The organism is Xanthomonas sp. NCPPB 1754 (genome assembly GCF_041475725.2).
In the GTDB taxonomy this organism is placed as follows: Bacteria; Pseudomonadota; Gammaproteobacteria; order Xanthomonadales; family Xanthomonadaceae; genus Xanthomonas; species Xanthomonas euvesicatoria.
Genome location: NZ_CM192982.1, coordinates 500,926 through 525,156, shown reverse-complemented (window position 1 = coordinate 525,156; position 24,231 = coordinate 500,926). Strand labels below are relative to the sequence as shown.

Annotated in this window: 15 protein-coding genes and 2 pseudogenes; 8 read left to right on the top strand and 9 right to left on the bottom strand. The window is 66.3% G+C overall.

The genetic code is table 11. The features are described from left to right. The first annotated feature begins 385 nt into the window (after positions 1-385). The 5 genes from ACCQ15_RS02285 to ACCQ15_RS02265 all read left to right on the top strand — a co-directional run bounded on the left by ACCQ15_RS02285 (position 386) and on the right by ACCQ15_RS02265 (position 8,174). Positions 386-3,967: a lamin tail domain-containing protein gene (locus ACCQ15_RS02285; protein WP_372381167.1), complete on the top strand. Its 3,582-nt coding sequence runs from the start codon at positions 386-388 to the stop codon at positions 3,965-3,967. Positions 3,968-4,144: 177 nt separating this feature from the next. Continuing rightward, positions 4,145-5,233, top strand: coding sequence for a pyruvate dehydrogenase (acetyl-transferring) E1 component subunit alpha (gene pdhA / locus ACCQ15_RS02280; protein WP_372381166.1), 1,089 nt, complete (start codon positions 4,145-4,147; stop codon positions 5,231-5,233). After that, positions 5,226-6,296, top strand: coding sequence for an alpha-ketoacid dehydrogenase subunit beta (locus ACCQ15_RS02275; RefSeq protein ID WP_011346140.1), 1,071 nt, complete (start codon positions 5,226-5,228; stop codon positions 6,294-6,296). Before pdhA ends, ACCQ15_RS02275 begins: the two co-directional genes overlap by 8 nt. Before the next feature lies 1 nt (position 6,297). Next, the gene (locus tag ACCQ15_RS02270; protein WP_008575527.1) at positions 6,298-6,681 is read left to right on the top strand and encodes an SH3 domain-containing protein; all 384 of its coding nucleotides are present in this window, start codon (positions 6,298-6,300) and stop codon (positions 6,679-6,681) included. Continuing rightward, positions 6,678-8,174: a dihydrolipoamide acetyltransferase family protein gene (locus tag ACCQ15_RS02265; RefSeq protein ID WP_372381165.1), complete on the top strand. Its 1,497-nt coding sequence runs from the start codon at positions 6,678-6,680 to the stop codon at positions 8,172-8,174. Before ACCQ15_RS02270 ends, ACCQ15_RS02265 begins: the two co-directional genes overlap by 4 nt. A gap of 2 nt (positions 8,175-8,176) precedes the next feature. Here the strand turns inward: ACCQ15_RS02265 and ACCQ15_RS02260 are convergent. Continuing rightward, positions 8,177-8,806: pseudogene (locus ACCQ15_RS02260) on the bottom strand (IS5 family transposase); the annotation flags it as partial. 1,569 nt (positions 8,807-10,375) lie between these two features. Between ACCQ15_RS02260 and ACCQ15_RS02255 the strand changes: the two are divergent. Beyond that, positions 10,376-11,668: pseudogene (locus tag ACCQ15_RS02255) on the top strand (DEAD/DEAH box helicase). A gap of 435 nt (positions 11,669-12,103) precedes the next feature. Here the strand turns inward: ACCQ15_RS02255 and ACCQ15_RS02250 are convergent. From ACCQ15_RS02250 to ACCQ15_RS02230, 5 genes are all read right to left on the bottom strand, one after another. Further along, on the bottom strand, positions 12,104-12,439 hold the full coding sequence (locus ACCQ15_RS02250) for a DUF6172 family protein (RefSeq protein ID WP_008575519.1): 336 nt from the start codon (positions 12,437-12,439) through the stop codon (positions 12,104-12,106). Between the two features lie 178 nt (positions 12,440-12,617). Beyond that, a complete protein-coding gene (locus ACCQ15_RS02245; protein WP_372381164.1) occupies positions 12,618-13,541 on the bottom strand; it encodes an oxidoreductase in 924 nt (307 codons plus the stop codon). A 15-nt stretch (positions 13,542-13,556) separates the two neighbouring features. Further along, positions 13,557-16,655, bottom strand: a complete 3,099-nt coding sequence (locus ACCQ15_RS02240; protein ID WP_372381163.1) for an efflux RND transporter permease subunit — start codon at positions 16,653-16,655, stop codon at positions 13,557-13,559. After that, complete coding sequence (locus ACCQ15_RS02235) at positions 16,652-17,797, bottom strand: efflux RND transporter periplasmic adaptor subunit (protein WP_372381162.1); 1,146 nt, start codon at positions 17,795-17,797, stop codon at positions 16,652-16,654. The genes ACCQ15_RS02240 and ACCQ15_RS02235 overlap by 4 nt, the downstream gene beginning before the upstream one ends. A gap of 78 nt (positions 17,798-17,875) precedes the next feature. Beyond that, a complete protein-coding gene (locus tag ACCQ15_RS02230; RefSeq protein ID WP_008575513.1) occupies positions 17,876-18,493 on the bottom strand; it encodes a TetR/AcrR family transcriptional regulator in 618 nt (205 codons plus the stop codon). Positions 18,494-18,581: 88 nt separating this feature from the next. Between ACCQ15_RS02230 and ACCQ15_RS02225 the strand changes: the two genes are divergently transcribed. Further along, positions 18,582-20,090: an efflux transporter outer membrane subunit gene (locus ACCQ15_RS02225; protein WP_372381161.1), complete on the top strand. Its 1,509-nt coding sequence runs from the start codon at positions 18,582-18,584 to the stop codon at positions 20,088-20,090. A 125-nt stretch (positions 20,091-20,215) separates the two neighbouring features. On the opposite strand, the gene ACCQ15_RS02220 is transcribed toward ACCQ15_RS02225, so the two are convergent. Both ACCQ15_RS02220 and ACCQ15_RS02215 read right to left on the bottom strand, forming a co-directional pair. Continuing rightward, a complete protein-coding gene (locus ACCQ15_RS02220) occupies positions 20,216-20,647 on the bottom strand; it encodes a VirK family protein (protein ID WP_003486419.1) in 432 nt (143 codons plus the stop codon). A gap of 230 nt (positions 20,648-20,877) precedes the next feature. Beyond that, on the bottom strand, positions 20,878-22,287 hold the full coding sequence (locus tag ACCQ15_RS02215) for an FAD/NAD(P)-binding protein (protein WP_372381160.1): 1,410 nt from the start codon (positions 22,285-22,287) through the stop codon (positions 20,878-20,880). A gap of 375 nt (positions 22,288-22,662) precedes the next feature. Between ACCQ15_RS02215 and ACCQ15_RS02210 the strand changes: the two genes are divergently transcribed. Further along, complete coding sequence (locus tag ACCQ15_RS02210; RefSeq protein ID WP_209261066.1) at positions 22,663-23,421, top strand: SDR family NAD(P)-dependent oxidoreductase; 759 nt, start codon at positions 22,663-22,665, stop codon at positions 23,419-23,421. 170 nt (positions 23,422-23,591) lie between these two features. On the opposite strand, the gene ACCQ15_RS02205 is transcribed toward ACCQ15_RS02210, so the two are convergent. Continuing rightward, entirely contained in the window at positions 23,592-24,224 is a 633-nt protein-coding gene (locus ACCQ15_RS02205; protein ID WP_029818445.1) for an NAD(P)H-binding protein, read from the bottom strand. Between the last annotated feature and the right edge of the window lie 7 nt (positions 24,225-24,231).

The following is a 24,231-nucleotide window of genomic DNA, read 5'->3' as shown; positions in this document are numbered from 1 at the left end:
ACGCAGCGGCCGGGATTCGGGATTCGGGATTGGCGGATGGCGGATGGCGAAGCGTATTGGCCCACGGCTATCGCCGGCCCTGGCTGGCTGCTTGCAGCCCTGGCGGGATTGCCTGAGGGGATCGGGGCCAGCGAGATACGTGCGCAGGTGCCTCGTAGAAATCCGTATGCACGATTGGCACGCCCAGGCCTCAGCGTCGAGCCCGCTTCCTTCAGCTTTGAACCACTTGGCAGGCGCCCGGTGCGGTCTCAGCCACTGCGCCGCTGTCACCATATCGTCAACCTAGGTCTGCAAATTCATGCAGAATCGAACGGCGCTGCCGGCCAGGGACGTGGCCGGACCAGGGGAGCGTTTCACGTCTCAAGGATCAGGGGACTCTCATCTCATGCATGTGTTGCAGCGTCGTGCAGCCGTATTTTTGTGTGCGCTGGCCGTGGCCGGCCACGCCAATGCCCAGGTCGTCATCAGCCAGGTCTACGGCGGTGGCGGCAATAGCGGCGCCACGCTCCGCAGCGATTTCATCGAGCTGCACAACATCGGCAGTGCCCCGGTCAGCCTGGATGGCTGGTCGGTGCAGTACGCCTCGGCCGCCGGCAGCAGCTGGCAGGTCACCCCGTTGGCGGGCACTGTCCCGGCCGGCAGCTATTACCTGATCAAGCAGGCCGACGGCAGCGGCGGCAGCGTGGCGCTGCCCACGCCCGATGCCATCGGCACGCTGGCCATGAGCGGCACCGCCGGCAAGGTGGCGCTGAGCAATAGCGCCTCCGCGTTGAGCGGCACCTGCCCCACCGGCAATGCCGATCTGGTCGGCTATGGCAGCACGGCCAGCTGCGCCGAAGGCAATGCGCCCACGCCGGCCCCCAGCAACACGCTGGCGGTGCTGCGCGGCAACGACGGTTGCACCGATACCGACAACAACGCCGCCGACTTCGCCACCGGCGCGCCTGCCCCGCGCAATGCCGCCAGCCCCGCGCGCCTGTGCAGCGGCGGCGGCCAGCCGGTCGCCACGCTGGCCGATGTCAGCCAGGCCGAAGGCAATGCCGGCACCCGCAGCTTGGTGTTCACCCTGAGCCTGAGCCAGCCGGCCGGTGCGGGCGGGGTGAGCTTCACCGCCGCCACCGTCGATGGCACCGCCACTGCCGGCAGCGACTATGTCGCCCTGCCCGCCACCACCCTGCGCATCGCCGCTGGCGAACGCAGCGCCACCATTTCCGTCGATGTCCTGGGCGACACCACGCCGGAGCCGGATGAAAGCTTCCGGCTGCAGATCAGCGGCCTCACCGGCGCGCTGCCGGCCACGCTGAGCGCCACCGGCACCATCCTCAACGACGACTTCAGCCTGCTGCCGATCCACGCCATCCAGGGCAAGGGTGCGCGCTCGCCGCTGGAGGGCCAGGTGGTGGCCACCTCGGGCATCGTCACCGCACGCCGCAGCGCCGGGTTCTTCCTGCAGGCACCCGATAGCGAAGCCGACGCCGACCCGTCCACCTCCGAAGGCGTGTACGTCTACACCGGCAGCGCACCGCCGGAGGCGGCCGCCATCGGCAACCGGGTGCGCGTGCAGGGCACGGTGATCGAATACGTGCCCACCGCCGACCCCACCCAGCCACCGCTCACCGAGATCGGCGGCAGCCTGACCGTGCTGGCCGATTCCACCGGCAACCCGTTGCCGATGCCGGTGGCGTTGAGCGCGAACTTCCCCAACCCCAACGGTGCCTTCGATCAGCTCGAAGCGCTGGAAGGCATGCGTGTGGCCGCCGCCAGCCTCACCGTCAATACCCCCACCGGCGGCAGCGTCAACGAGACCAACGCCACGGCGACCAGCAATGGCGTCTTCCATGCCGTGGTCACCGGCGTGCCGCGCGCCTACCGCGAGCCGGGCGTGCAGTTGCCCGACCCGCTGCCGGCCGGCTCGCCTGCCGGCGTGCCGCGCTGGAATACCAATCCCGAAGTGATCGCGGTCGGCAGTGCCGGCGTCGGCGCCGAGCGGCTGGATCTGGCCTCCGGCTGCCAGGTGCTCGATGTGGTCGGCCCGCTGGATTACAGCTTCCGCCGCTACACGCTGTATCCGGAACGCACCCCGCAGGTGAGCTGCAACGGTGCCGACCAACCGCGCCCGGCACCGGTACCGCAGGCCGACGACGTGGCCGTGGCGACCTACAACATGGAGCGCTTCTTCGACGACCAGAACGACCCGGCGATCGGCGAACCGGTGCTCACGCCGGCCGCCTTCCAGGCCCGCCTCAACAAGGCCTCGCTGGCGATCCGCAACTACCTGCACACGCCCGACATCCTGGGCACGGTGGAAGTGGAAAACCTCAGCGTGCTGCAGACGCTGGCCGCACGCGTCAACGCCGATGCGGTGGCCGCCGGCCAGCAGGATCCCAAGTACGTGGCGTACCTGCAGGAAGGCAACGACGTGGGCGGCATCGACGTCGGTTTCCTGGTCAAGACCGCACAGATCGCTGGCGGCGTGGCGCGCGTGGAAGTTCTCTCGATCGCTCAGGAAGGCAAGACCACCACCTGGACCGAGCCGGGTGGCGGCGTGAGCCTGCTCAACGACCGCCCGCCGCTGGTGCTCACCGCCAACGTGCACCAGGCCGACGGCCGCGTGCTGCCGCTGACCGCCATCGTGGTGCATCAGCGTTCGCTCAACGGCGCCGAAACCGACGATGCCGCCGGCATGCGCATCCGCGCCAAACGTCAGGCGCAGGCCGAGTATCTGGCGCGCCTGCTGCAAACGCGTCAGCAACTGAATCCCGACGAAAAAGTGCTGGTCATGGGCGACTTCAACGCCTTCGAATTCAACGACGGCTATGTGGATGCGATGGGCACCGTCACCGGCAAACCGGCGCCGGATGCGCAGACCGTGGTGGGCGGCGATGGCACCGATCTGGTCAACCCGGATTACACCGACCTGACCTGGTTCAACACGCCCGACCAGAGCTACTCGTACGCCTTCGACGGCAACGTGCAGTCGCTGGATCACATCCTGGCCAACGATGCGCTGATGCGCGCGCCGCAGATCGCCTCGCTGTCGGTGGGCCACGCGCGCATCAATGCCGACTTCCCCGGTACCGCGCGTAACGATGCCAATACACCGACGCGGCTGTCCGATCACGATCCCACCGTGGTGCTGTTGCGCATGACCAAACAGGTCAATGCGGACCTGGGCGTGGCGGTCACTGCTGCGCGCGATCAGGTCACCGAAGGCGAGCGCATCGACTTCAGTGTGGACGTCGAAAACCGCGGCCCCGACAGTGCGGCGTTCGCTGCGGTTGCCTTCGCGTTCGATGCCGCAGTGAGCCCACGCGTCACCGCCGCACCTGGCTGGGTGTGCCAACCGCCGCAGACCGGCACCCAGACGGTGGTCACCTGCACCATTGCAGCGTTGGCAGCCGGTAACGCGCAGAACTTCTCGGTGCAGGTGGAGGCGGGTGCGGCGTTGGCCGGACGGACGTTGACCCTGGCTGCATCGGCGGCTTCGCAAACCCCCGATCCGCAGTCGGGCAACGACACCGATGCGGCCAGCGTGACGGTACAGGCGCAACCCCGCAGCGACCTGGCGGTACGTTTCGACGGCCCAAGCAGCCTGCCGACCACCGCCTTCAGCGCCACCTACCGCGTGCTGGTGAGCAATGTCGGCGCCGCACCGGCGCAAGGCTCCGGCCTGGTGATCGAAGGCAACACGGTGTCGGCGTTGTCGCAATTGGTACCGCCGCAAGGCTGGCGTTGCGACAAGCAGACCCAATCGCTGCGTCGGGCCCGCTTCGTCTGCAGCACCGCCGCGGTGGTACTGCCCGGCGCGCAGGCAACTTTCCAGTTGACCGTCGCTGCCAGGCCCATCCCGGCCGACGGCGCGGTGCGGGTGCAGGCCACGGCCACCTCGCGTTCGCCCGATGCCAACCCAGCCGACAACACTGCGCTGATCGTGACGCCGATCGGCGGAGGTGATGGGCGCCGCTAATCGCAGTGCAACACGTCGCAGTTCTCTACTGCGACAAAGGGCGCGGCCTGGTCCGCGCCCTTTTTTTTGTGCAAGCCAGCATGATTGTCTGCTGCGGTGCAGGACAGCGTTTTGCTTCGCCGTCCTTAACATGGCAACTCATATCATTTGAAACTTCTTGATGAAGGTGTCGTCGCAATGAGCGTAGCCGCGCAGTTCCAGATCGACTATCTGCAATACATGGACGCGGACGGCCAATGGGTCCGCGACGACATTCCGGCCGACGCTGCCAACCCGCAACAACTGCTCGCCCTGTTCAAGCGCATGTTGTTCGTGCGCACCTTCGACACCAAGTCGGTGGCCTTGCAGCGCACCGGCAAGCTGGGCACCTACGCGGCCTGCATCGGCCACGAGGCCACGCATGTGGGCATCGGCGCTTCGATGCGCAGCGGCGATGTGTTCGCGCCCAGCTACCGCGAATACGGCACCATGTTCGAACGCGGCGTGCGCCCGCGCGATGTGCTGCTGTACTGGGGCGGCGACGAGCGCGGCAGCGACTATCCGCGCGATGCCGATGCGGCGATCGACTTCCCGATCTGCGTGCCCATTTCCACCCAGTGCCTGCACGCGGCCGGTTCGGCGCTGTCGTTCAAGCTGCAGGGCAAACAGCAGGTTGCGGTGGCCTGCTGCGGCGACGGTGGCAGCTCCAAGACCGACTTCTATGCCGCACTCAATTCGGCCGGCGCCTACAAGCTGCCGCTGATCCTGTGCGTGATCAATAACGGCTGGGCGATCTCGGTGCCGCGCTCGGCGCAGACCGGCGCGCAGACGCTTGCGCAGAAGGGCCTGGCCGGCGGCCTGCAGTGCCTGCAGGTGGACGGCAACGATCTGGTTGCCGTGCTCGAAGCCATGCGTCAGGCACGCGTGCGCGCACTGGCCGGCGATGGCGGCACGGTGATCGAGTTTTTGACCTATCGCCTGTCCGACCACACCACCGCCGACGACGCGCGGCGCTATCGCGGCGAAGAAGAGGTCAAGCAGGGCTGGGCGCGCGAACCGCTGCTGCGCCTGCGCCGCTACCTCACCGCGCAAGGCCTGTGGGACGCCGCCCAGGAAGACGCCTGGAAGGCCGAATGCAGCGCGCGCGTGGACGAAGAGGTCAACGCCTATCTCAACACGCCGGTGCAGCCGGTCGAAGCGATGTTCGATTACCTCTACGGCGACCCGCCGGCCGAGTTGCTGGCACAGCGCGCCGAGGTGATGGCGCTGGAGTCGCGCCATGGATGAGCTCACCCATGTGCCTGCCGACACCTCGCAGCACGCCAGTGCCCCCTACAACGCTGCGGCAACGCGCGGAGAGATCGCCATGAGTTCGCCCATCACCCTGATCGAAGCCATCACCCAGGCGCTAGCCTGGGAGCTGGAACACGACCCCGCGGTACTGGTGCTGGGCGAGGATGTCGGCGTCAACGGTGGCGTGTTTCGTGCCACCGCCGGCCTGCAGCAACGCTTCGGCAGCGACCGCGTGCTGGACACGCCGCTGGACGAAACCACCATCGCCGGGCTGAGCGTCGGGCTGGCTGCGCAAGGCATGAAGCCCGTCGCCGAAGCGCAGTTCGACGGCTTCGTGTATCCGATGGTCGACCATCTGATCTGCCACGCCGCCCGCCTGCGCAACCGCACCCGTGGCCGCCTGCATTGCCCGATGGTGCTGCGCGTGCCGTGGGGCGGTGGCATCCGCGCGCCGGAACATCACAGCGAAGCCAACGAAGCCATCTTCACCAACGTGCCGGGCCTGCGCGTGGTGCTGCCGTCCTCGCCGCAGCGCGCCTACGGCCTGCTGCTGGCCGCCATCCGCGACCCGGATCCGGTCATCTACATGGAGCCCAAGCGCATCTATCGCCAGTACAAGGAAGTAGTGGCCAACGATGGGCAAGCGCTGCCGCTGGATGTGTGCTTCGTGCTGCGCGACGGCACCGATGTCACCCTGGTGACCTGGGGCGCGCAGGTGAAAGAGGCGCTGGAAGCGGCCGACAAACTCGCTGGCGAAGGCATCAGCGCCGAAGTCATCGACGTGGCCACGCTACGCCCGCTGGACTTCGACACCATCGCCGAATCGGTGGCCAAGACCGGCCGCTGCGTCATCGTGCAGGAAGCCCCGCGCACCGCCGGTTTCGGTGCGGAAATCGCCGCGCGCCTGGCCGAACAGTCGATGTACGACCTGGTGGCGCCAGTGGAACGCGTCACCGGTTACGACACGCATATCCCGCTGTTCCGGCTGGAAATGAAGTTCCTGCCGAGCGTGGAGCGCATCGTCGCCGCGGCACGTCGCGCGGTGGCTGCCGGCTGATATGCGCGCCCGTCTGCTTTGCGACCATCGCGCCGCCTACGCCAACCCGGTCCGCTTCCAGGCAGGCCAGCAGGTCGGCGTGGGCGTGCGCGACGAAGAATGGCCGGCGTTTGCCTGGGTCACGACCGATAGCGGACGCGCCGGTTGGGCGCCGCTGGCCTGGTTGCGCCCGCTGGGGGACGGCCGGGCCGAAGCCCTGCGCGATTACGACGCACGCGAACTCGATGCCCAGACAGGCGAGGACGTGTTGCTGCATCACGAACACGGTGGCTGGTGGTGGTCCGAACGTGCCGACGGCACGCAGGGCTGGCTGCCGGCCGCCGACCTTGAACTCCTCGACGACACCACGCCGCAGCTGCCGGCCGCGCAAGAGAACCTGCCATGAGCGACAACAAGAATTTCCACCTGCCCGACCTGGGCGAAGGCCTGCCCGACGCCACCATCGTGGAATGGTTCGTCAAGGAGGGCGACACCGTGCGCCTGGACGACCCGCTGGTGTCGATGGAAACCGCCAAGGCGGTGGTCGAGGTGCCCTCGCCGTTTTCCGGGACCGTGGTCAAGCTCGCCGGCGCCGCCGGCGATGTGATCGTGACCGGCTCGGTGCTGGCGCAGTTCGCGCTGGATGCCTCGCAGCCGCAACGCGCCGACGGCCAGGACACCGGCCATTCGCATGGACCGGCGCCGACGCACGCACCCACGCCCAGCACCGGCGACAGTGCGGCTGGGCACACCACACGCGTGGTGGCCTCCGATAACGGCGGCGAAATTGCCGATGCCGATGCTGGCGATGGCAGCAGCGATCGCGACGATGCCGGCACCGTGGTCGGCGCGATGCAGAGCTCCAACGCCGTGCAGAGCGAGCAGGCCATTACCGTCGGCGGCGTGCGCGCCATGCCGGTGGTGCGCGCGCTGGCGCGCAAGCTGCGTGTGGACCTGGCACAGGTGCGCGCTACCGGCCCGGACGGCACGGTCACGCTGGCAGACGTAAAGCAGGCAGCGGCCGCCGGTACCGCGCAGCCCTCACCCGGCGCGCATGGCGCGCCGACCTCTCCTGCCAGCGGGAGAGGTGGTCCGATCGGTGACGGTGGGAGAGCTGCCGACGGCAGGGATCGACCCGCAACAGCAACCCTTCTTCCGCCTGCGGGAGAAAGTGCCCGCAGGGCGGACGAGGGCAACGCCCGCTCCACGCTGTCGGCCAGCGGCAAGCCGATGCGCACCCAGTCGCCCGGCATCAGCGCCAAGGGCCAACCCGAGCAACTCAAGGGCGTGCGCCGCAACATGGCACGTGTGATGGCCGATGCACACACCAAGGTGGTGCCGACCACGCTCAACGACGATGCCGATCTGCACGCCTGGCAGCCCGGTAACGATGTCACCGTGCGTCTGGTGCGCGGCATCGTGCGCGCCTGCCAGGCGGTGCCCGCACTCAATGCCTGGTTCGACGGCGACGCACTCAGCCGCACCCTGCACCACCAAGTCGACATCGGCATTGCCGTGGATACCGAAGAAGGCTTGTTCGTGCCGGCGTTGCGCAACGCCGACATGCTGGATGCGCATGGCATTCGCGAAGGCGTCAACCGGTTGCGCCAGCAGGTGGAAAGCCGCAGCATCGCCGCGTCCGAACTGAGCGGCTACACCATCTCGCTGTCCAACTTCGGCATGTTTGCCGGCCGCTACGCCACGCCGGTGGTGGTGCCGCCCTGCGTGGCGATCGTGGCCGCCGGCCGCGCGCGCTACCAACTCACCCCGGTGATGGGCGGAGTGGAAACGCACAAGGTGATGCCGCTGTCGCTGACCTTCGATCACCGCGCCGCCACCGGCGGTGAAGCGGCGCGCTTCCTGCGCGCCTTGCTGGACGATCTGGCGTTGGCCAACTGAGCACTGTCTTTTTTGCCATGTAGCACGATGTGCGTCACCGTGACAGCGGCAACATTGGCCGCTGTCCGATGCACATGCTGCACCGGCCCGGAACACTCATTCACGCCGATGTGCGCCTTCATCCCGATACCACTGCTTGCCCTCTCGGCGTGATGCATCTCAGGGTCGCGCGCGTGATCGGCGCTTTTGGTCGAACCGGGCGCAGCGATCCGCGTCGCATCGACGATCGTCCCGGGACGTAGACTCTGGCCCTTGCGCGTCAGAGGCGCGTTGACCGCTTCCAGCAACACCATGGGCCTCCAGCAAGCGTCGAAAGTTGAGAATCGTGGTCTCGTCGAGAATGTCGTCCAACCCACCGAGCTGGGCAAATCGCCGCAAGGTCGGAATCTCGTGCAGCGCTTCTTCCCTCGCCGGATCGCTCAACGCATACCCCTGCTGCAGCAGATGATCCGCAATATCGTCGCCAGTGCGTAGGGCTGCCGCCCTGGCCGCCCCGACGCCGGATAGTGCGGCGCGATCAGCCCGAGCAGTTTCTGCCACGCAACGACCTGCTCCATCTCGGCCAGGAAGATCTCGTGCCGGGTCTGCTTGCGCTTGCCCAGGCTCTCGGTGTCACCGAACATCAGTTGCATGGATCACTCATCAACATGAGGCGGGCAATTTCGTGTATCTGTGGCGCCTTGTTCAGAGGCTCCTTAGCCAAACGCCTTATAACTCAGACCGCGCTGCAATATTGGAACGCGTATGCGACCGGGCCGACAATTTGTCGGCCCGGCTAAGACAGGTTTATCTTTAATTTCTAACCTTTATAACCATTATTTTTTAATAAGTCTTTGTATGCAGCATATAGTTTTGGATCTCTCTTAGTAGACCTCTTGACATCGCTGGGAAGACCTCGCGGATACGTAGCGTAGAGCTGGCCTGCGCTGTAACTAAGTGCAGTGTCATCACTCAGCACAATACCAGGCTTTCGATCCTCGCGAGGCAAATCGTGAACAGTGGGCTCCTCTGTCGAGAATCTGACATTTAAGAGCTCTCCAGGCCGACGATGGCGACTACTCAAGTGCTGCAGACCGCTGAACTGAGCAGACGGAGGTGGATTCGAAGGTTGTCCCTGCTGCGGTGGCGAGCTTTCTGGATTGCTTTCATGGGACTAGTTATAGCTACTGCTTGATGCGCCACGAATCGGACTTGTCATGTAAAAAAATCTCCACGATTAAGGCTTATTGCAGCGCCAATAAGAAATACAATTTTCACCTCAGTGTGACGCCGCAACGTCAATATTCCTCCATGTTTAGATTCTTTTCTTTTGCACCAGGAATATTTGGTGCGAGAAGCGAAATTTACCGATGAGTGCATCAACTTAAGCAAAGGTGGTATTGCACTCTTTGCAAATGGCGACCACCGCAAAAGAGTGTGCCACTCGGCGCATACATGCCATTGGCAAGCCGGCAGGCTGCCCACAGCCACGCTGACAAGTCGCGATGGCGACCACACCTTGAACGGATAAAGCGGCCTCGCTACATCCCTTGTAACTGGAAAGCGCGTTGTGTGCCTGCTTTGTCGCTTCTGCAACAACGCGTTTCGGCGCCGGCTGGCAGTAGCACCTTGCCGTCGCCCACAACTCTGCACTGGCGCATTTGCCTCTGCGCGCAGGAAGTCCCCTCTGCGCATGAAGTGGACCCTGCCGTCGGCAATCTTTGCTTCCATAGCGTGATACCACCACTTTTAGAAACAAGAATTTCTACCTAGCATTCATCGCCAGTCAAACAACGCGCGCAGTTAGAACGTATTCCCCATAGGCGAAGCATTGCATCGTCCGTGTGCATCTCCGGAAGGTCTTCATCAATTCGGACCGCTTGAGCAACGCTGCGCTAGGGAAGGTCTGAACATTGAGTCCTGAGAGTGCGCGATGTCGCCTCGTTCCGGAGAGTCGCGCGTGGATCTTCAGATTTTTCGCCACTTCTGGCGCTTTCCGTGGGAAACACCCGGGTCACAGGCGCACGCTCCCCATAGCCTGACCCACCCCGGGAGACCGGGCCACGGCCAAGGCGAAGTCGCATTGGACGCAGCAGACCTCGGGTCGACACACCGGTTGTTGCCACTGCCGCTTGGCGGCGCCATGGAGCGCCATGCGCGGCCAGCGCACCTGCACTTCGTTTCGGCATGCACGCCGTCGACAATGCGCGGATAATCGCGCGATGTCACTGAAAGCAGATTTGCTGTCGCTACAGCTACAGCCCGTATTCGAGTCCGCGCTCGCCAGGGCCGGTGTGCGCACGCTCACACCGATCCAGGTCGCGATGATTCCGCCGATGCTGGCCGCACGCGACCTGATCGCCACCGCGCAGACCGGCTCGGGCAAGACCCTGGCATATGCCTTGCCGCTGCTGTAGCAGCGCCTGCAGGCGCCGGAACAGGCGCCGCGCGTGCTGGGCGGGCTGATCCTGGTACCGACGCGTGAGCTGGTCGCGCAGGTCGCGCAGACCCTGCTGTCGCTGGCCGCCGCCTTGCCGCGACGGCTGAAGATCGTCGCCGCCACCGGCGGTGAAGCCATCAATCCGCAGCTGATGGCCTTGCGCGGTGGCGCCGACATCGTCATCGCCACCCCGGGGCGGCTGCTGGACCTGGTGACGCACAATGCGCTGGGCCTCTCGCAGGTAAGCACGCTGGTGCTGGACGAAGCCGATCGCCTGCTCGACCTGGGCTTTGGCGCCGAGCTCGATCGCATCCTGGCCTTGCTGCCGGCGCAGCGGCAAAGCGTGCTGGTCTCGGCCACCTTCCCAGCCGCCATCGCGTCGCTGGCCAAGCGTCGCCTGCGCGATCCGTTGCGCATCACCCTCGACGCCACGCCCGAACAGGCACCGGCGATCGCGCAACGCGCCATCGCAGTGGATGCCGGCCAACGTACGCAGCTGCTGCGTCACCTGCTGCTGGAATACGGATGGCCGCAACTGCTGGTCTTCGTCGCCAGCCGCCACAGCGCCGACAAGGTTGCCGAGAAACTGAGCAAGACCGGCATCGCCGCCTTGCCGCTGCACGGCGAATTGAGCCAGGGCCGCCGCGAACGCACGCTGCGCGCCTTCAAACAGGCGGACGTGCAGGTGCTGGTGGCCACCGACCTGGCCGGGCGCGGCATCGACATCGACGCCTTGCCGGCCGTGCTTAATTACGACCTGCCCCGCTCCACTGTCGACTACACCCACCGCATCGGCCGCACCGCACGCGCCGGTGCCAGCGGCGTGGCGATCAGCTTCGTCACGGCAGACAGCGCCCAGCAGTGGCGGCTGATCGAAAAACGCCAGGGCCTGCGCGTGCCGACCAGCGTGATCGAAGGGTTCGAGCCAACTCCGGTCCAGGCGCCTGCCCCCGACCATGCGCCCGGCGCAGCGGTGCGTGCAGCGGATGACAACGGCGGCATCAAGGGCAAGCGGCCGAGCAAGAAGGACAAATTACGTGCCGCGGCGCAGGCGCAGGCTGGCAAGCCGGGCTGAGAGTAGCGAACGCATCGTCGCGAGCAGTCCTAGCACCGGCGCGTGATGACTGCGCCCACACCGCCGCACTGCAGCGCGGGCTGGCCTGGCAACCGCGCGCCTCGGCAGCCGAACGCGCTCAGCATGCCTAAGCCGCAACCGCCCAGCAAAACGCGCTGGCGCAACAGCGTCGGCCAGCCACGGCCCGCTCGAACCGCTGCGTCCGAGCGGTAAGTGTCCGCTACCAAGCACCAGCAGGGTTGGCCGATGGCAGCGTCCCCGTCGCTCCGCCAACAAGGGCGCTCGCCAGCGTCAAGGCACCGCAGGCCTCCTGCACCCCTGCCAGTTGCCATCCGCAACGCGCGAGGCCTGGCTCGTCCATGCGATGCGGTCGACAATCCGCCAGCAACTGCTCGTCCCGTAGCGGTGCGCCGCCGACGGGACGACGATCAAACCTCAGTCCTGCTCGAAATCCAGTTCGCCATCACCGAACGCATGATCGCTCTGCGCGCGCGGCGTGCGCTTGCCCGGCTTGCGCAGGATTTCGACGAAGAACTGCTCGCCACCGTCGGCGACGAGTGCGTTGATCGAGCGGATCAGCTCGGCCGGCGGCAGTGCCACGGCACTGGCTTCATCCACACCGAAGCGCATCTCGAAGTCCCAGTAGTCCGCGCCGGCCGGCAGCTCCTTGCGGCGCTCGCGGCGGATGTACTTGCGGATATCGTGCTTGCTGGATTCCAGCAGACGATCGCGGTTCTTGCCTTCGAGGTTGAGCTGGTAGGTCTTGCGCATGGCGACATCGGTGGTGGGGACTGGCCGCCTATTGTGAGGCCAAGGCGGCATCCTCGGTGAATCCAGCATCAAGTGGCGCTGCAGAACCGCCAAATGGCGGCATGCGCGCCTGGACTGACGCAATCACGCCGTACGGCCCACCCCTGCGTTCACGGCCGTATCGACGCCCTGACGCACCTCACCGCAGCCCGAGCTGCTTGCGCAGGCTGCCGTCCACCGCGCTGGCGGGCAGGAACCGGCGCAGCTTGCTCAGCAGCGATGCCTGCCCGGCGGGTGTGCGGCGCATGCGCCACCTGCCCAGCGCCGCCTCCACCACGGTGGCGGCCACGCCATGCGGTTCCGGCGCGGTGTCGATGCTGTGCGTGACTGCCCGCGCCACCACGCCACGCTCGCGGTCGTAATCGGCAATGGTGGCCTGCACCACCGGCGAATTGCTGCCCAGGCTGGTCTTCGTATACGCAGGCTCCACCAGCGTCACGCGAATGCCGAATTGACGCAGCTCGTGATCCAGCGTTTCCGACAGCCCTTCCACCGCATGTTTGGAGGCAGCATACACGCCCATGTACGGCGCCGGCAGGAACCCCAGCACCGAGCTGACATTGACGATGCGGCCCTGGCCGCGTGCACGCATGTGCGGCAGCACGGCCTGCACGGTGCGCAGGATGCCGAGTAGGTTGATGTCGAATAATGCGGCCGCTTCGTCGACGCTGGTTTCTTCAATGGCACCGACAAGATTGGTGCCTGCGTTGTTGACCAGCACATCGATGCGGCCCGCGCGGGCGACGATGCCATCGACCGCACGCTGCACCGATGCGGCATCGCGGATATCCATTTCCACCAGCTCCACGGCCGTCAACGGTGTGGCACCGGCCAGGTGACGCACGCTGCCGTAAACGATGCAGCCGGCTCGGGCGAAGTGTTCTGCGGCGGCACGGCCAATGCCGGACGACACGCCCGTGATCAGCACAACGGTCTGCTGTTGCATTGCGGTTCCTTCAATCAAGAGAAAGACATCGGCGATACGCGTGCGGCCTGCAGGGCATGCGTTCGGAAGGTGGTGACGATGGCGCACGACATTGCGCTGCGACGGCACCGTGGCCACCGTCGCAGAAGTGCTTCATGCAGGCCGGGCAATGTCCGGTGCGTTATTCCCTTTGCCGGGATCGGGCCGGATCTTGAACCAGATCGAATACATCGCCGGCAGGAACACCAGGGTCAACACGGTGCCGGCCAACGTGCCGCCGATCAGCGTGTAGGCCAAGGTGCCCCAGAACACGGAATGGGTGAGTGGAATGAATGCCAGGATCGCCGCCAGTGCCGTCAGAATCACCGGACGCGCACGCTGCACGGTGGCTTCCACCAACGCATGGAACGGATCCAGACCCTCGGCTTCGTTGTGATGGATCTGTCCGATCAGGATCAGCGTGTTGCGCATCAGGATGCCCGACAGCGCAATCAATCCCACCAGCGCATTGATGCCGAACGGCTGCTGGAACAGGATCAAGGTCGGCACCACGCCGATCAGGCCGAGCGGGCTGGTCAGAAACACCATCACCATCGCCGAGATCGAGCGCACCTGCAGGATGATGATGAGCAACGTGGCCGCCAGCATGATGGGGAACAGCGGCAGCATCGCGGCGGTGGCCTTGCCGGACTCCTCGATGGAGCCGGCCTCCTTGATCTGAGATCCGCTGGGCAGTTTGTCGATGATCGGCTGCAGCTGCCTGGTGATCGCAGCCGAGACATCCGGCGGCTGCAGCGTGTCGTCGACATCGCCGCCCACCGTGATGGTCGGCACGCGATCGCGGCGCCGCATCACCGGCTCTTCCATCCGCACATCCACCTTACCTACCTGCGACAGCGGGACGCGTTGGCCGTTGCCGCCGGCCAGGGTGAAGTCGGCGATGCGTGCCGGATCCAGACGGGTATCGCCGGCCGACCGCGCCACCACCTGCACGCTGCGGATATCCTCGCGCACCAGCGTGATCGGCACGCCGCTGAGCAGGAACTGCAACTGCTGGGCGACCGCGGCCGAGGTCAGCCCCACCGCCTGCAGGCGATCCTGGTCCAGGCTGAAATGCAGGGTCGGTGTGCGCACGCCCCAGTCGGTATTGACGGTGCGCAGCATCGGGCTGTCCTGCATCACCTGCATGACCTGCGCAGCGATGCCGCGCAGCACCGTCGGGTCCGGGCCGCTCACCCGGTAGGCGACCGGAAACTTCGAATACGGGCCGAAGGTCAATTGCGTCACGCGCACGCGCGCTTCCGGTGCCAGGCCTTGCGCGATCGCCTCACGCAAGCGCAGCTTCAGCGCATCGCGCTCGTGCTGGTCGTCGGTACGCACCACGATCTTTGCGAACGAGGGGTCCGGCAGTTCCGGACCCATCGCCAGGAAAAAGCGCGGCGCGCCCTGGCCGATGTAGGCGGTCACGATCTTTGCTTCCTTCTGCTTGGACAGCCAGGCTTCCACCTTGGCGGCAGCCGTGCTGGTCTGGTTGATCGAGGTGCCGTACGGCAGCTGCACTTCCACCAGCACTTCGGGCCGGTCGGAGATCGGGAAGAATTGCTTCTTGACCATGCCCATGCCCACGACCGCCAGCACGAACAGCCCCACCACGGACCCTGCGACCAGCCACTTGCGGGCAATGACGCGACCCAGCGCCTGGCGGAAGCGGTTGTAGCGCGGCGTGTTGTAGATGGCTGCGTGGCCGCCTTCGACCTTCTTCAGGTCGGGAAGCATCTTCACGCCCAGATACGGCGTGAACACGACCGCCACCACCCACGACACGATCAACGCAATGCCCACGATCCAGAACATGTTGCTGGTGTATTCGCCGGCAGTGGAAGCAGCAAATCCGTTCGGCATGAAGCCCACCGCGGTGACCAGGGTGCCGGACAACATCGGTGCGGCGGTGTGGCTCCAGGCATACGCCGAGGCGGCAACGCGGCTATAGCCTTCTTCCATCTTCACCACCATCATCTCGATGGCGATGATGGCATCGTCGACCAGCAAGCCCAGCGCCAGGATCAGCGAGCCCAGCGTGATTCGGTCGAAATTCTTGCCAGTCGCCAGCATCACCACGAACACTGCTGCCAGCGTCAGCGGCACGGCTGCCGCCACCACGATGCCCACGCGCCAGCCCATGCTGACGAAGCACACCAGCATCACCACCAGCAACGCGACGAAAAACTTGGTCATGAACTCGCCGACCGACGCATCGATGTTGACGGCCTGGTCGGTGACCTTGCTCAGACGCATGCCCAGCGGCAGTTCGGCATTGATCGCCCCCACTTCGGCGTCGAGCGATTTGCCCAGATCCAGGCCATTCCAGCCATCGCGCATGATGATGCCCAGCAACAATGCCGGTTCGCCGCCGCTGCGGATCATGAAGGTGGACGGATCTTCGTAGCCGCGTTTAACGGTGGCGATATCGGACAATTTCAGCGTGCGGCCCTGCACGACCAACGGGGTGTCGCGGATCTTCTGCAGGCTGTCGAGCGCACCATCCAGGCGAATGAACACCTGTGGCCCGCGCGTTTCCACCGAGCCGGCCGCATTCAACGCGTTTTGCGCGTTGAGTGCGGCAAACACGTCCTGCGGACTGACCCCCAGCGTGGCCAGACGCTCATGCGAGAACTCGACAAAGATGCGCTCGGGTTGCTCGCCGATGATGTTGACCTTCTTGACGCCCGGCACGTGCAGGATGCGCTGGCGCAGGGTCTCGGCATCGCGTGCCAGCAAGCGCTGCGGCTCGCCCTTTGCCTTGAGCGCGAACAGCGCAAAGGTGACGTCGGCATATTCGTCGTTGATCAGCGGCCCGATCACGCCGGCCGGCAAGTTGGCCACTTCATCGCCGGCCTTCTTGCGCGCCTGATAGAACTGCTCCTGCACCTCCCCAGGCGGAGTACTGTCCATCAAGGTCAGCGTCGTAAACGCAAGACCCGGACGCGTGTAGGTTTCGGTACGGTCGTACCAGCGCAATTCCTGCATGCGCTTTTCGAGTTTCTCGGCCACCTGGTCCTGCATTTCCTGCGGCGTGGCACCGGGCCAGGCGGTCACGATCGTCATCACCTTGATGGTGAATGCCGGGTCCTCGGCACGACCGAGCTTGAGAAACGCCACCAGGCCGGCCAGCGAGATCAGGAAGATCAGAAACAGCGTGATGGAGCGCTCGCGCACGGCAAGCGCCGAGAGATTGAACCGGCCCTCGCTCACGGCTGCGCTCCTGCCGCCTTGGCGGTGCTGCCAGCGGTGGCCGCGCTGCTACCGGCCACGCCTTCGCCGGCAATGCGTACCTGCTCGCCTTCGCGCAACAGATGCGCCCCCAACGCCACGATGCGCTCGCCGCGTGCCAGCTTGCCGGCCACGTTGGCGTGGTCATCGTCCAGGCCCAACACCGTCACCGGCCGCCAGCTCACCCTGGTCGGGTTGCCGGCAATCACCCACACGCCCGGCCCCTTGCCGGCGTCGAACAGCGCGGCCAGCGGTACCTGCAGGCCGGCCTGGTTCCCGGAAGCGGTGCCGCCGGGGACGCGCACGCTGACCGTGGTGCCGAGCGGTGCCTGTGCGAGCGCGCCGTCCAGCACGTAGCGTGCCTCGAAGGTGCGGGTGAGCCGGTCGGCGCTCTCGGACAGCTGGCGCAAGGTGGCCGGCACGGTGACGGCGGCGTTGCCGAACAGCGTGGCTTGGGCCACCGAGCCGACCTGCGGGCGCAGGGTTTCCGGCAGCTGGATCACCGCTTCGCGCGGGCCGTGCGCCAGCCGCACCACCGGCTGCCCGGCCGCAACCACCTGGCCCGGCTCGACCAGCGTTTCCATCACCACGCCGTCGGCGTCGGCCACCAGGTCGGTGTAGCGATTGGCGTTGCGCGCCACGTCAGCCTGGGCCTGGGCGGCGCTCAGCTGCGCCCTGGCCGCATCGGCGGCGGCCTTGATCTGGTCGTAGGCCGAAGCCGAGATGGCGCCGGTACCGCGCAGGTCGCGGTACCGGGCTTCATCTTCGGCGGTCTGCTGCGCCCGGGCGCGCGCGGCGGCCACCGTGTCCTGCTGCGCACGCGCAGCCAGTTGCAGATCCACCGGGTCGATACGCATCAGCGGTTGCCCGCGCTTGACGCTCTGCCCGGCATCGACCAGCCGCTCGGACACCTTGCCGGCCACCCGGAACCCCAGGTCGCTCTGCACGCGCGCCGCTACCGTGCCGGAGAAGGTGCGCACCGCAGCGCTGGCATCGCCAGCCGTGGCAACCCGCACCCGCGGCGCGGCGGTCCGTGGATCGGGCTGCGCCTTGCCGCCGCAGGCGCTCAGCGCCAGCGGCAAGACACAGAGGAAGGTAAAGGCGACAAGGCGGCGGCGACGCATGGCAATCCCGGAGCGATCGGATGAAGGCTCGCATCCTGAGACTTGTGACTAAATCAGTCAATAGTCACAAACATCTTTTTACGGCGACAGGCTTCGCAATACCAGGCTGGACAACAGCAGCGGCACGTCGCCGGCATGATCCAGGCTGTGCTGCAGCAGCACCGGATTGATGTAGGGGCGCATCACCAGATAGGTGGCCTGGGTCAGTTCGTCCAGCGGCGTCTTGCGCTCGAAGTCACCGTTCTGGCGCCCTTGCACCAGAATGTCCTGCAGCAGTGCCTGGATGTGGCCCTCGTACGCAATGACGGGCGGCCAGCGCTCGGTCGCGGCCGACGTGGCGATCTCGTACAACTTGCGCTCGCGCGAGTACAGCCGCAGGCTCGCCTCGATAATCGCCTTGAAAAGGCTACGCAATTTCTCTGGCGGCGACGCCGCGGCAGACACCGCAGCCAGCACCTCGGCCTCGATCTCCCCCAGGCAATGCGAGCAGATCATCTCGCCGATGGCCTGCTTGGATTCGAAGAACTTGTAGATGTAGGCCTTGGAAAAACCGATCTCCCTTGCCAGGTCGGACACGGCCGTCTTTTCGTAGCCGTAGCGGCTGAAATGCTCGGTGGCGGCCACCACGATCTGGTCGCGGACATCATGGTCGGCCGGGCCGCGGCCCGACACGGGATAGTTGGATGCTTTGCTCATCGCGACAGCTTAGCGCCGTCGCTGCCGACTTACAAAAGTGACTATTTCGTATTATAGTCACTTACCACTCGTCATTCCGGCCCCGCCCATGTCGTCACTCCGCACCCTCGCAGTGTTCGTTGCCGCCAGCCTCGTCACAGGTTGCGCGGTTGGTCCCGACTACGCCCGGCCGGAGGTGCCGCTGCCGGACCGCTACATCGGCCAGGCGGATATCGCGCAGCGCCAGGCCGCAGTGCCAGCCGACCTGTCGACCTGGTGGGACGGCTTCAACGATCCCGACCTGAGCCGCTACATCAATGCGGCGCTGGCGCAAAACCTGGACCTGGCCCAGGCCGGCGCACGCGTGGCCCAGGCGCGCGCCGGGCTGAGTGCCGCCACCGCGGCGCTACTGCCGGCCGGCAACATCAGCGGCAGCGCCACGCGTGCCTACCAATCGCTGGAAACCCCATTGGGCCAGGTGCTCAGCAGCACGCCCAGCTTCGACCGCCATGCCAGCGTATACGAAGCCAACCTGGGCGCCAGCTGGGAGCTGGATCTGTTCGGGGGCCTGCGCCGCGGCCGCCAGGCGGCCTTGGCCGACTACCAGGCCACCGAAGCCGGCGCCGCGGCCACCCGTCTGGCGGTGGCCGCACAGACCGCCGATATCTACATCAGCATCCGCGGCCTCCAGGCGCGGCTGGACGTGGCGCAGCGCCAGGTCGCCACCCAGCAAGGGCTGGTTTCGATGGTGACGCTGCTCCACGGCAAAGGCCTTGCCGCCGAACTGCAGTTGCAGCAGGCCCAGGGCGCACTCGCGCAGGCGCAGGCCGGCGTGCCGCCTCTGGAAGCCGGCCTGGTTGCGGCAATGAACGCGCTGGACGTGATGCTTGGCGTGCCGCCCGGCACGCACCGTGCCGAGCTGTCGGCGACCAAACCCATTCCGCCAGCCCCCCAGATCGCCGGCAGCGGCACCCCCGGCGACCTGCTACGGCGCCGGCCCGACCTGATCGTGGCCGAGCGTCGGCTGGCCGCCTCCAATGCGCGTATCGGCGTGGCGATGGCCGAGTACTACCCCAAGTTTTCGCTGAGCGGCCTGCTTGGCAGCGCCACCGCCATCTCCGGTGCGAACCTGTTTACCGGCGACGCCGCGCAGTCGTCCGGCGTACTCGGCCTGCGCTGGCGGCTGTTCGACTTCGGCCGCATCAACGCACAGATCGCACAGGCCAAAGGCCAGCAAGCCGAACAATTGGCGGCTTATCGCCTTGCGGTATTGCGCGCCACCGAAGACGTCGAAAACGCATTCACCGCACTGATCAAACGCGAGCAGCAGGCAGCGGTGCTGACGCAGGGCGTGGATGCACTCGGCAAGGCACGCGGCGCCTCTGCGCTGGCCTACGAAAAAGGCACGGTGAGCCTGATCGAAGTGCTCAACGCCGACGACAGCCTGCTACGCGCCTCCGACGCGCAAGTGCAGGCGCGTACCGACGCGGCGCGCAGCGCGGTTGCGACCTTCAAGGCGCTGGGCGGCGGTTGGCAGGCCGGCGGTGCGGGTCCTGCTGCGATCGCTGTCGCCGTGGACAGCAACCGTCACCAAGACGACACGACAGCAACTAAGTGAATGACACGCCACGCTGACGTTGATGGGCGTCTGCGCAGGTGGCACGCCACCGCTACCGATGTCGCCGGCTACACGCAACCGCAAGAGCTGGCCGACAGGGTCAGCAAACGGCTTGTCAGCCGCGCTCAATCGGCATGGAAGCGCACGCCTGCATTAATCTTGCATTGATACGCCAGCACCGGCCCGCGTTGCTGCAGGCCCGGCAAGTCGTACATGTAGGTGGTGAAGCGCAGCGTGTCATCCGGGCGCAGCTGGTAGCGCATGAATTGCTGGATCGGCTTGCCGTCGTTGGCCACGGTAAAATGCGCATCGGAAAAGGCCACGGTACCGTCGGCGGTGATGCGATAGGCGTCGATGTGGCGGCCGCCGCGGGTCTGCGTGGCCGGCGTGCCTTCTTCGGGCGTGCAACGTGCAAGGTCGGTGCTCACACTGACGTCGTAGCCGGCGTCCAGGGCAGCGAGAACTTCGGCGCGGTTGTTCAGCGATTCGGTGGCCAGGGCAGGCAGCGCACACGCGCACAGCGTGGCGAACAGTGCGGCAGGAACAAGACGTGGCATGGCGGACTCCAGGCGGGGAAATGGATGCGACGGCCTGGGCTTGCATGCGCCCAGGACCGCCAACATGACCCAGTTCGGCCTGCATGAGCGCGCGGCACTACGCATCGCGCGGCATGAGTGCGCTCGCCGGCGGACGCCGCGCACAGATCCAGAGGCCGGCCATCACTGCGCATGCGCGGGCGGCGCGATGCGCAGGTCAAGATCGTCAAAGATCTCGTCAATTGCCGCACTTACAACCGCGCATTGACCTCGCGCGGCACGTGCTCGGGCGTGGGCTGTAACGCCGGCGTTGCGCCCAGCAACAAGCGGTCGGCCAATGCACGCGTGGCCACGCGCAACTCGGGCACGGCGGTGATTTCCCAGTAACGCCCCCGCAAGAGCGGCCCGACGCAATACAGTCCCGGCACGATCTGACCGGCGCTGTCGCGGACGCGCAACTGCGCATCGGTGTCCACGCCCAGGCCCAAGGGATCGGCCCGCAACAGACCGGCTTCGCGCATGCCGGCGATCAAGGGATCGCTGGTGCGATCGATGTCGGTATCCAGCCCGGTAGCGCGAATTACCGCATCGTAATGACCGGTCTGCGCGTCGGCAGCACCACGCGGGCGGATCACCGCCTCCACGCCATCTGGCACCCAGCGCGCCCGCAGCAAGCGCGCAGAGACAATCTGCAACTGGCCCGATGCCTGCAGTTGCGCCAGCTGTTCGGCCGCACCGGGCGCCACGCGATGGCGCGCCACTTCCCAGTACGGGCGCAGGTGCCGCAAAAAGCGTGCACGCTGGGGAAGTTCCAGGCGCTGCCACAGCGGCTGCAGATGCGGGCGCAGCGCATCCACCACGCGACGCCAATCGTCGACCACCGCACTGAGCTGACGCACTCCGCGCAGCAGGCCACGCAGGTCGGCGTCCTTGAGCGCACGCTGCAGATGCGGCGGCAATTCCAATGGCGCGCCGGGCTGGCGCAGATGCGCCTGCGGTGCCAGTCCGCGCCGCGAAATCGCCAGCAGGCGGCCGCGATGCCCTCGTGTGTGCAAGGTCAGCGCCACGTCCACCATGGTCAACCCGGTACCGACGATCAGCACATCGTCGTCCGGCGACAGCCGCGCCAATGCGTTGCCCTGCCACGGCCACCCGATGTAACGCGGATGCACGCTCAAGCGCGGGCCGATACCCGCCAGCGCCTGCGGTTGCAGTGCGCCGACCGCCAGCACCACGCGATCGCTCTGGAAGGCATCGCCATTGGCCAGAAACACGCGGAACCCCTTGCGCACGCGCTCCACCGCCACCGCTTCCTGCGACAGCCGCATGACCGACGCCTGCGCACTGCTCACTGCTGCATCCAGTTCGCTGCGCAGATAGTCGCCGTACGCCAGCCGCGGCAGGAATTCCAGCCGCCCGCTCTCGCCCAGGTGCAGCGTATCGGCAAAGGCACCGGGCGCCTGTGCGTCGATGCCCAGGTCCTTGGCACGCACGTTGAGCAGATGCTCTGGCCGCGCTGCGCCGTAGGCGATCCCGCTGCCAAAGGTCTCGGCCACGCCGACCAGGGTGATGCGTACCTGCGCATCGGCCGTCTGCGCCAGCGCACGGACCAGCGCGGTGCCGCAGAAGCCGGCGCCGATCACGGTGATATGGGTTTCCATGTGCAAATCCCGCTGAATGACCCGCACGTTGTGCCCGCAGCGCGCCGCCGATGTGTAAACGTTTGGTTAGCGCCGAGCAAGCAAAAACGCATGAGCTGATCGCCGGCAGTGATGAGGCAGGCGGGGCATGCAACGCCATCGTCCATGGCAGCGATATGACAGCGGTCGCCACCGTACGTGGTGATGCCGCGTGCGTTGCGCATGTCTGTTTTCTGCGGCGCTGCGCAATGCGGCGATGCAAACGGCTGAGGCCAATGGTCCGGTGCAGCGCAAACATGCAGGGCGATCGTCGTCCGTGCCGCACTTGCGATACGCGTGGCGACCCCGTGGCGCGCGGCTATCGGATAATACGGCCATCCAAACCGAGCAGCCGCCATGTCAAACACCGCAGTTCGTCCGCAACGCGTGCTGATCGCTGGCGGCAGCCGTGGCATTGGCCTGGCGATCGCAGAAGGCTTCGTGCGTCATGGCGCGCAGGTTTCGATCTGCGCACGCAATGCCGCCGGTCTTGCACACGCAGCAGACGCACTGGCAGCGCATGGCACCCCGGTGCATACACTGCCTTGCGACCTGGCAGACGCCACGCAGATCGATGCCTACGTGCACGCTGCAGCACAGGCGCTGGACGGCCTGGACGTGGTCATCAACAACGCCTCCGGCTTTGGCCATGGCAACGACGATGCAAGCTGGCAGGCGGGCCTGGATGTCGACCTGATGGCCGCAGTGCGCTGCAACCGCGCCGCGTTGCCGTATTTGCGCAGCAGCGCGGCTGCGGTGATCCTCAACATCAGTTCGATCAATGCGCAACGCCCCACCCCGCGCGCGATCGCCTATTCCACCGCCAAGGCCGCGCTCAATTACTACACCACCACCCTGGCTGCAGAGTTGGCGCGCGAGCGCATCCGCGTCAATGCGATCTCGCCTGGCTCGATCGAATTTCCAGATGGTCTGTGGGACAAACGCAGCCGCGCGGAGCCGGAGCTCTACGCACGCATCCGCGACAGCATCCCGTTCGGTGGCTTCGGACAGGTGCAGCATGTTGCCGATGCCGCGTTGTTTCTGGCATCGCCACAGGCAAGCTGGATCACCGGGCAAGTGTTGGCCGTGGATGGCGGGCAGTCGTTGGGCGTGTAAGCACCATCCCTGCTGACGGAGATACCGATCGGCTGCTCGCAGACTCGTAGGAGCGTGCCTGCGCGCGACCCAGCTGCATCGGTAACGCGTCCTCGCGCGCAGGCACGCTCGACGACACGGTGGCGTTTCGCCCGTATCCGATGTTCCCACGCCGAAGCGACGAGACCGCGTTAGCCAGCCAACTCCGCCGCCTCGATGCTGTGCTCGCCCCGTGCCGGTGCCAGCGCAGCAGACACCATCGCCGCGGCAATCCGTTCGGCCGGATTGATGCGGAACCGGCGCGGCAGGAGCGGGCCGAGCGCGCCAAGGACGACGCTGCCGATGTGCTCGCCGGTGCGGCGCTCTTCGCGTTCGCCGCCGATCAGGCCGGGGCGCACGAAGGTGAGCGAGGGGAAACCAATCTGGCGCAGATCGCGCTCCAGTTCGCCCTTGACGCGGCTGTAGAAAATGCGCGACTGCGCGTTGGCGCCGGCCGCCGAGTTCAGCACGAACACCGAGGTACCTTGTGCGCAGGCGGCGCGCGCGATGGCGAGCGGGTAATCGTGGTCGATACGATAGAACGCATCGCGCGAGCCGGCCTGTTTCATCGTGCTCCCCAACGCACAGATGGCCGCTTCCATGCGCGGTGCCGTCCAGTGCTCGAGCCGCTCGAAGTCGATCACCTGATTGCGCAACTTGGGATGGATCTGCGCCAGCGGCCGCCGCGTCATCGCCACTACGCCGGTGCACCGCGTATCGCCCAGCAATTGCTGCAGCACGTGCCTGCCGACCAGGCCGGTCGCCCCTGCCAACAAGACATCCATCAGGCCA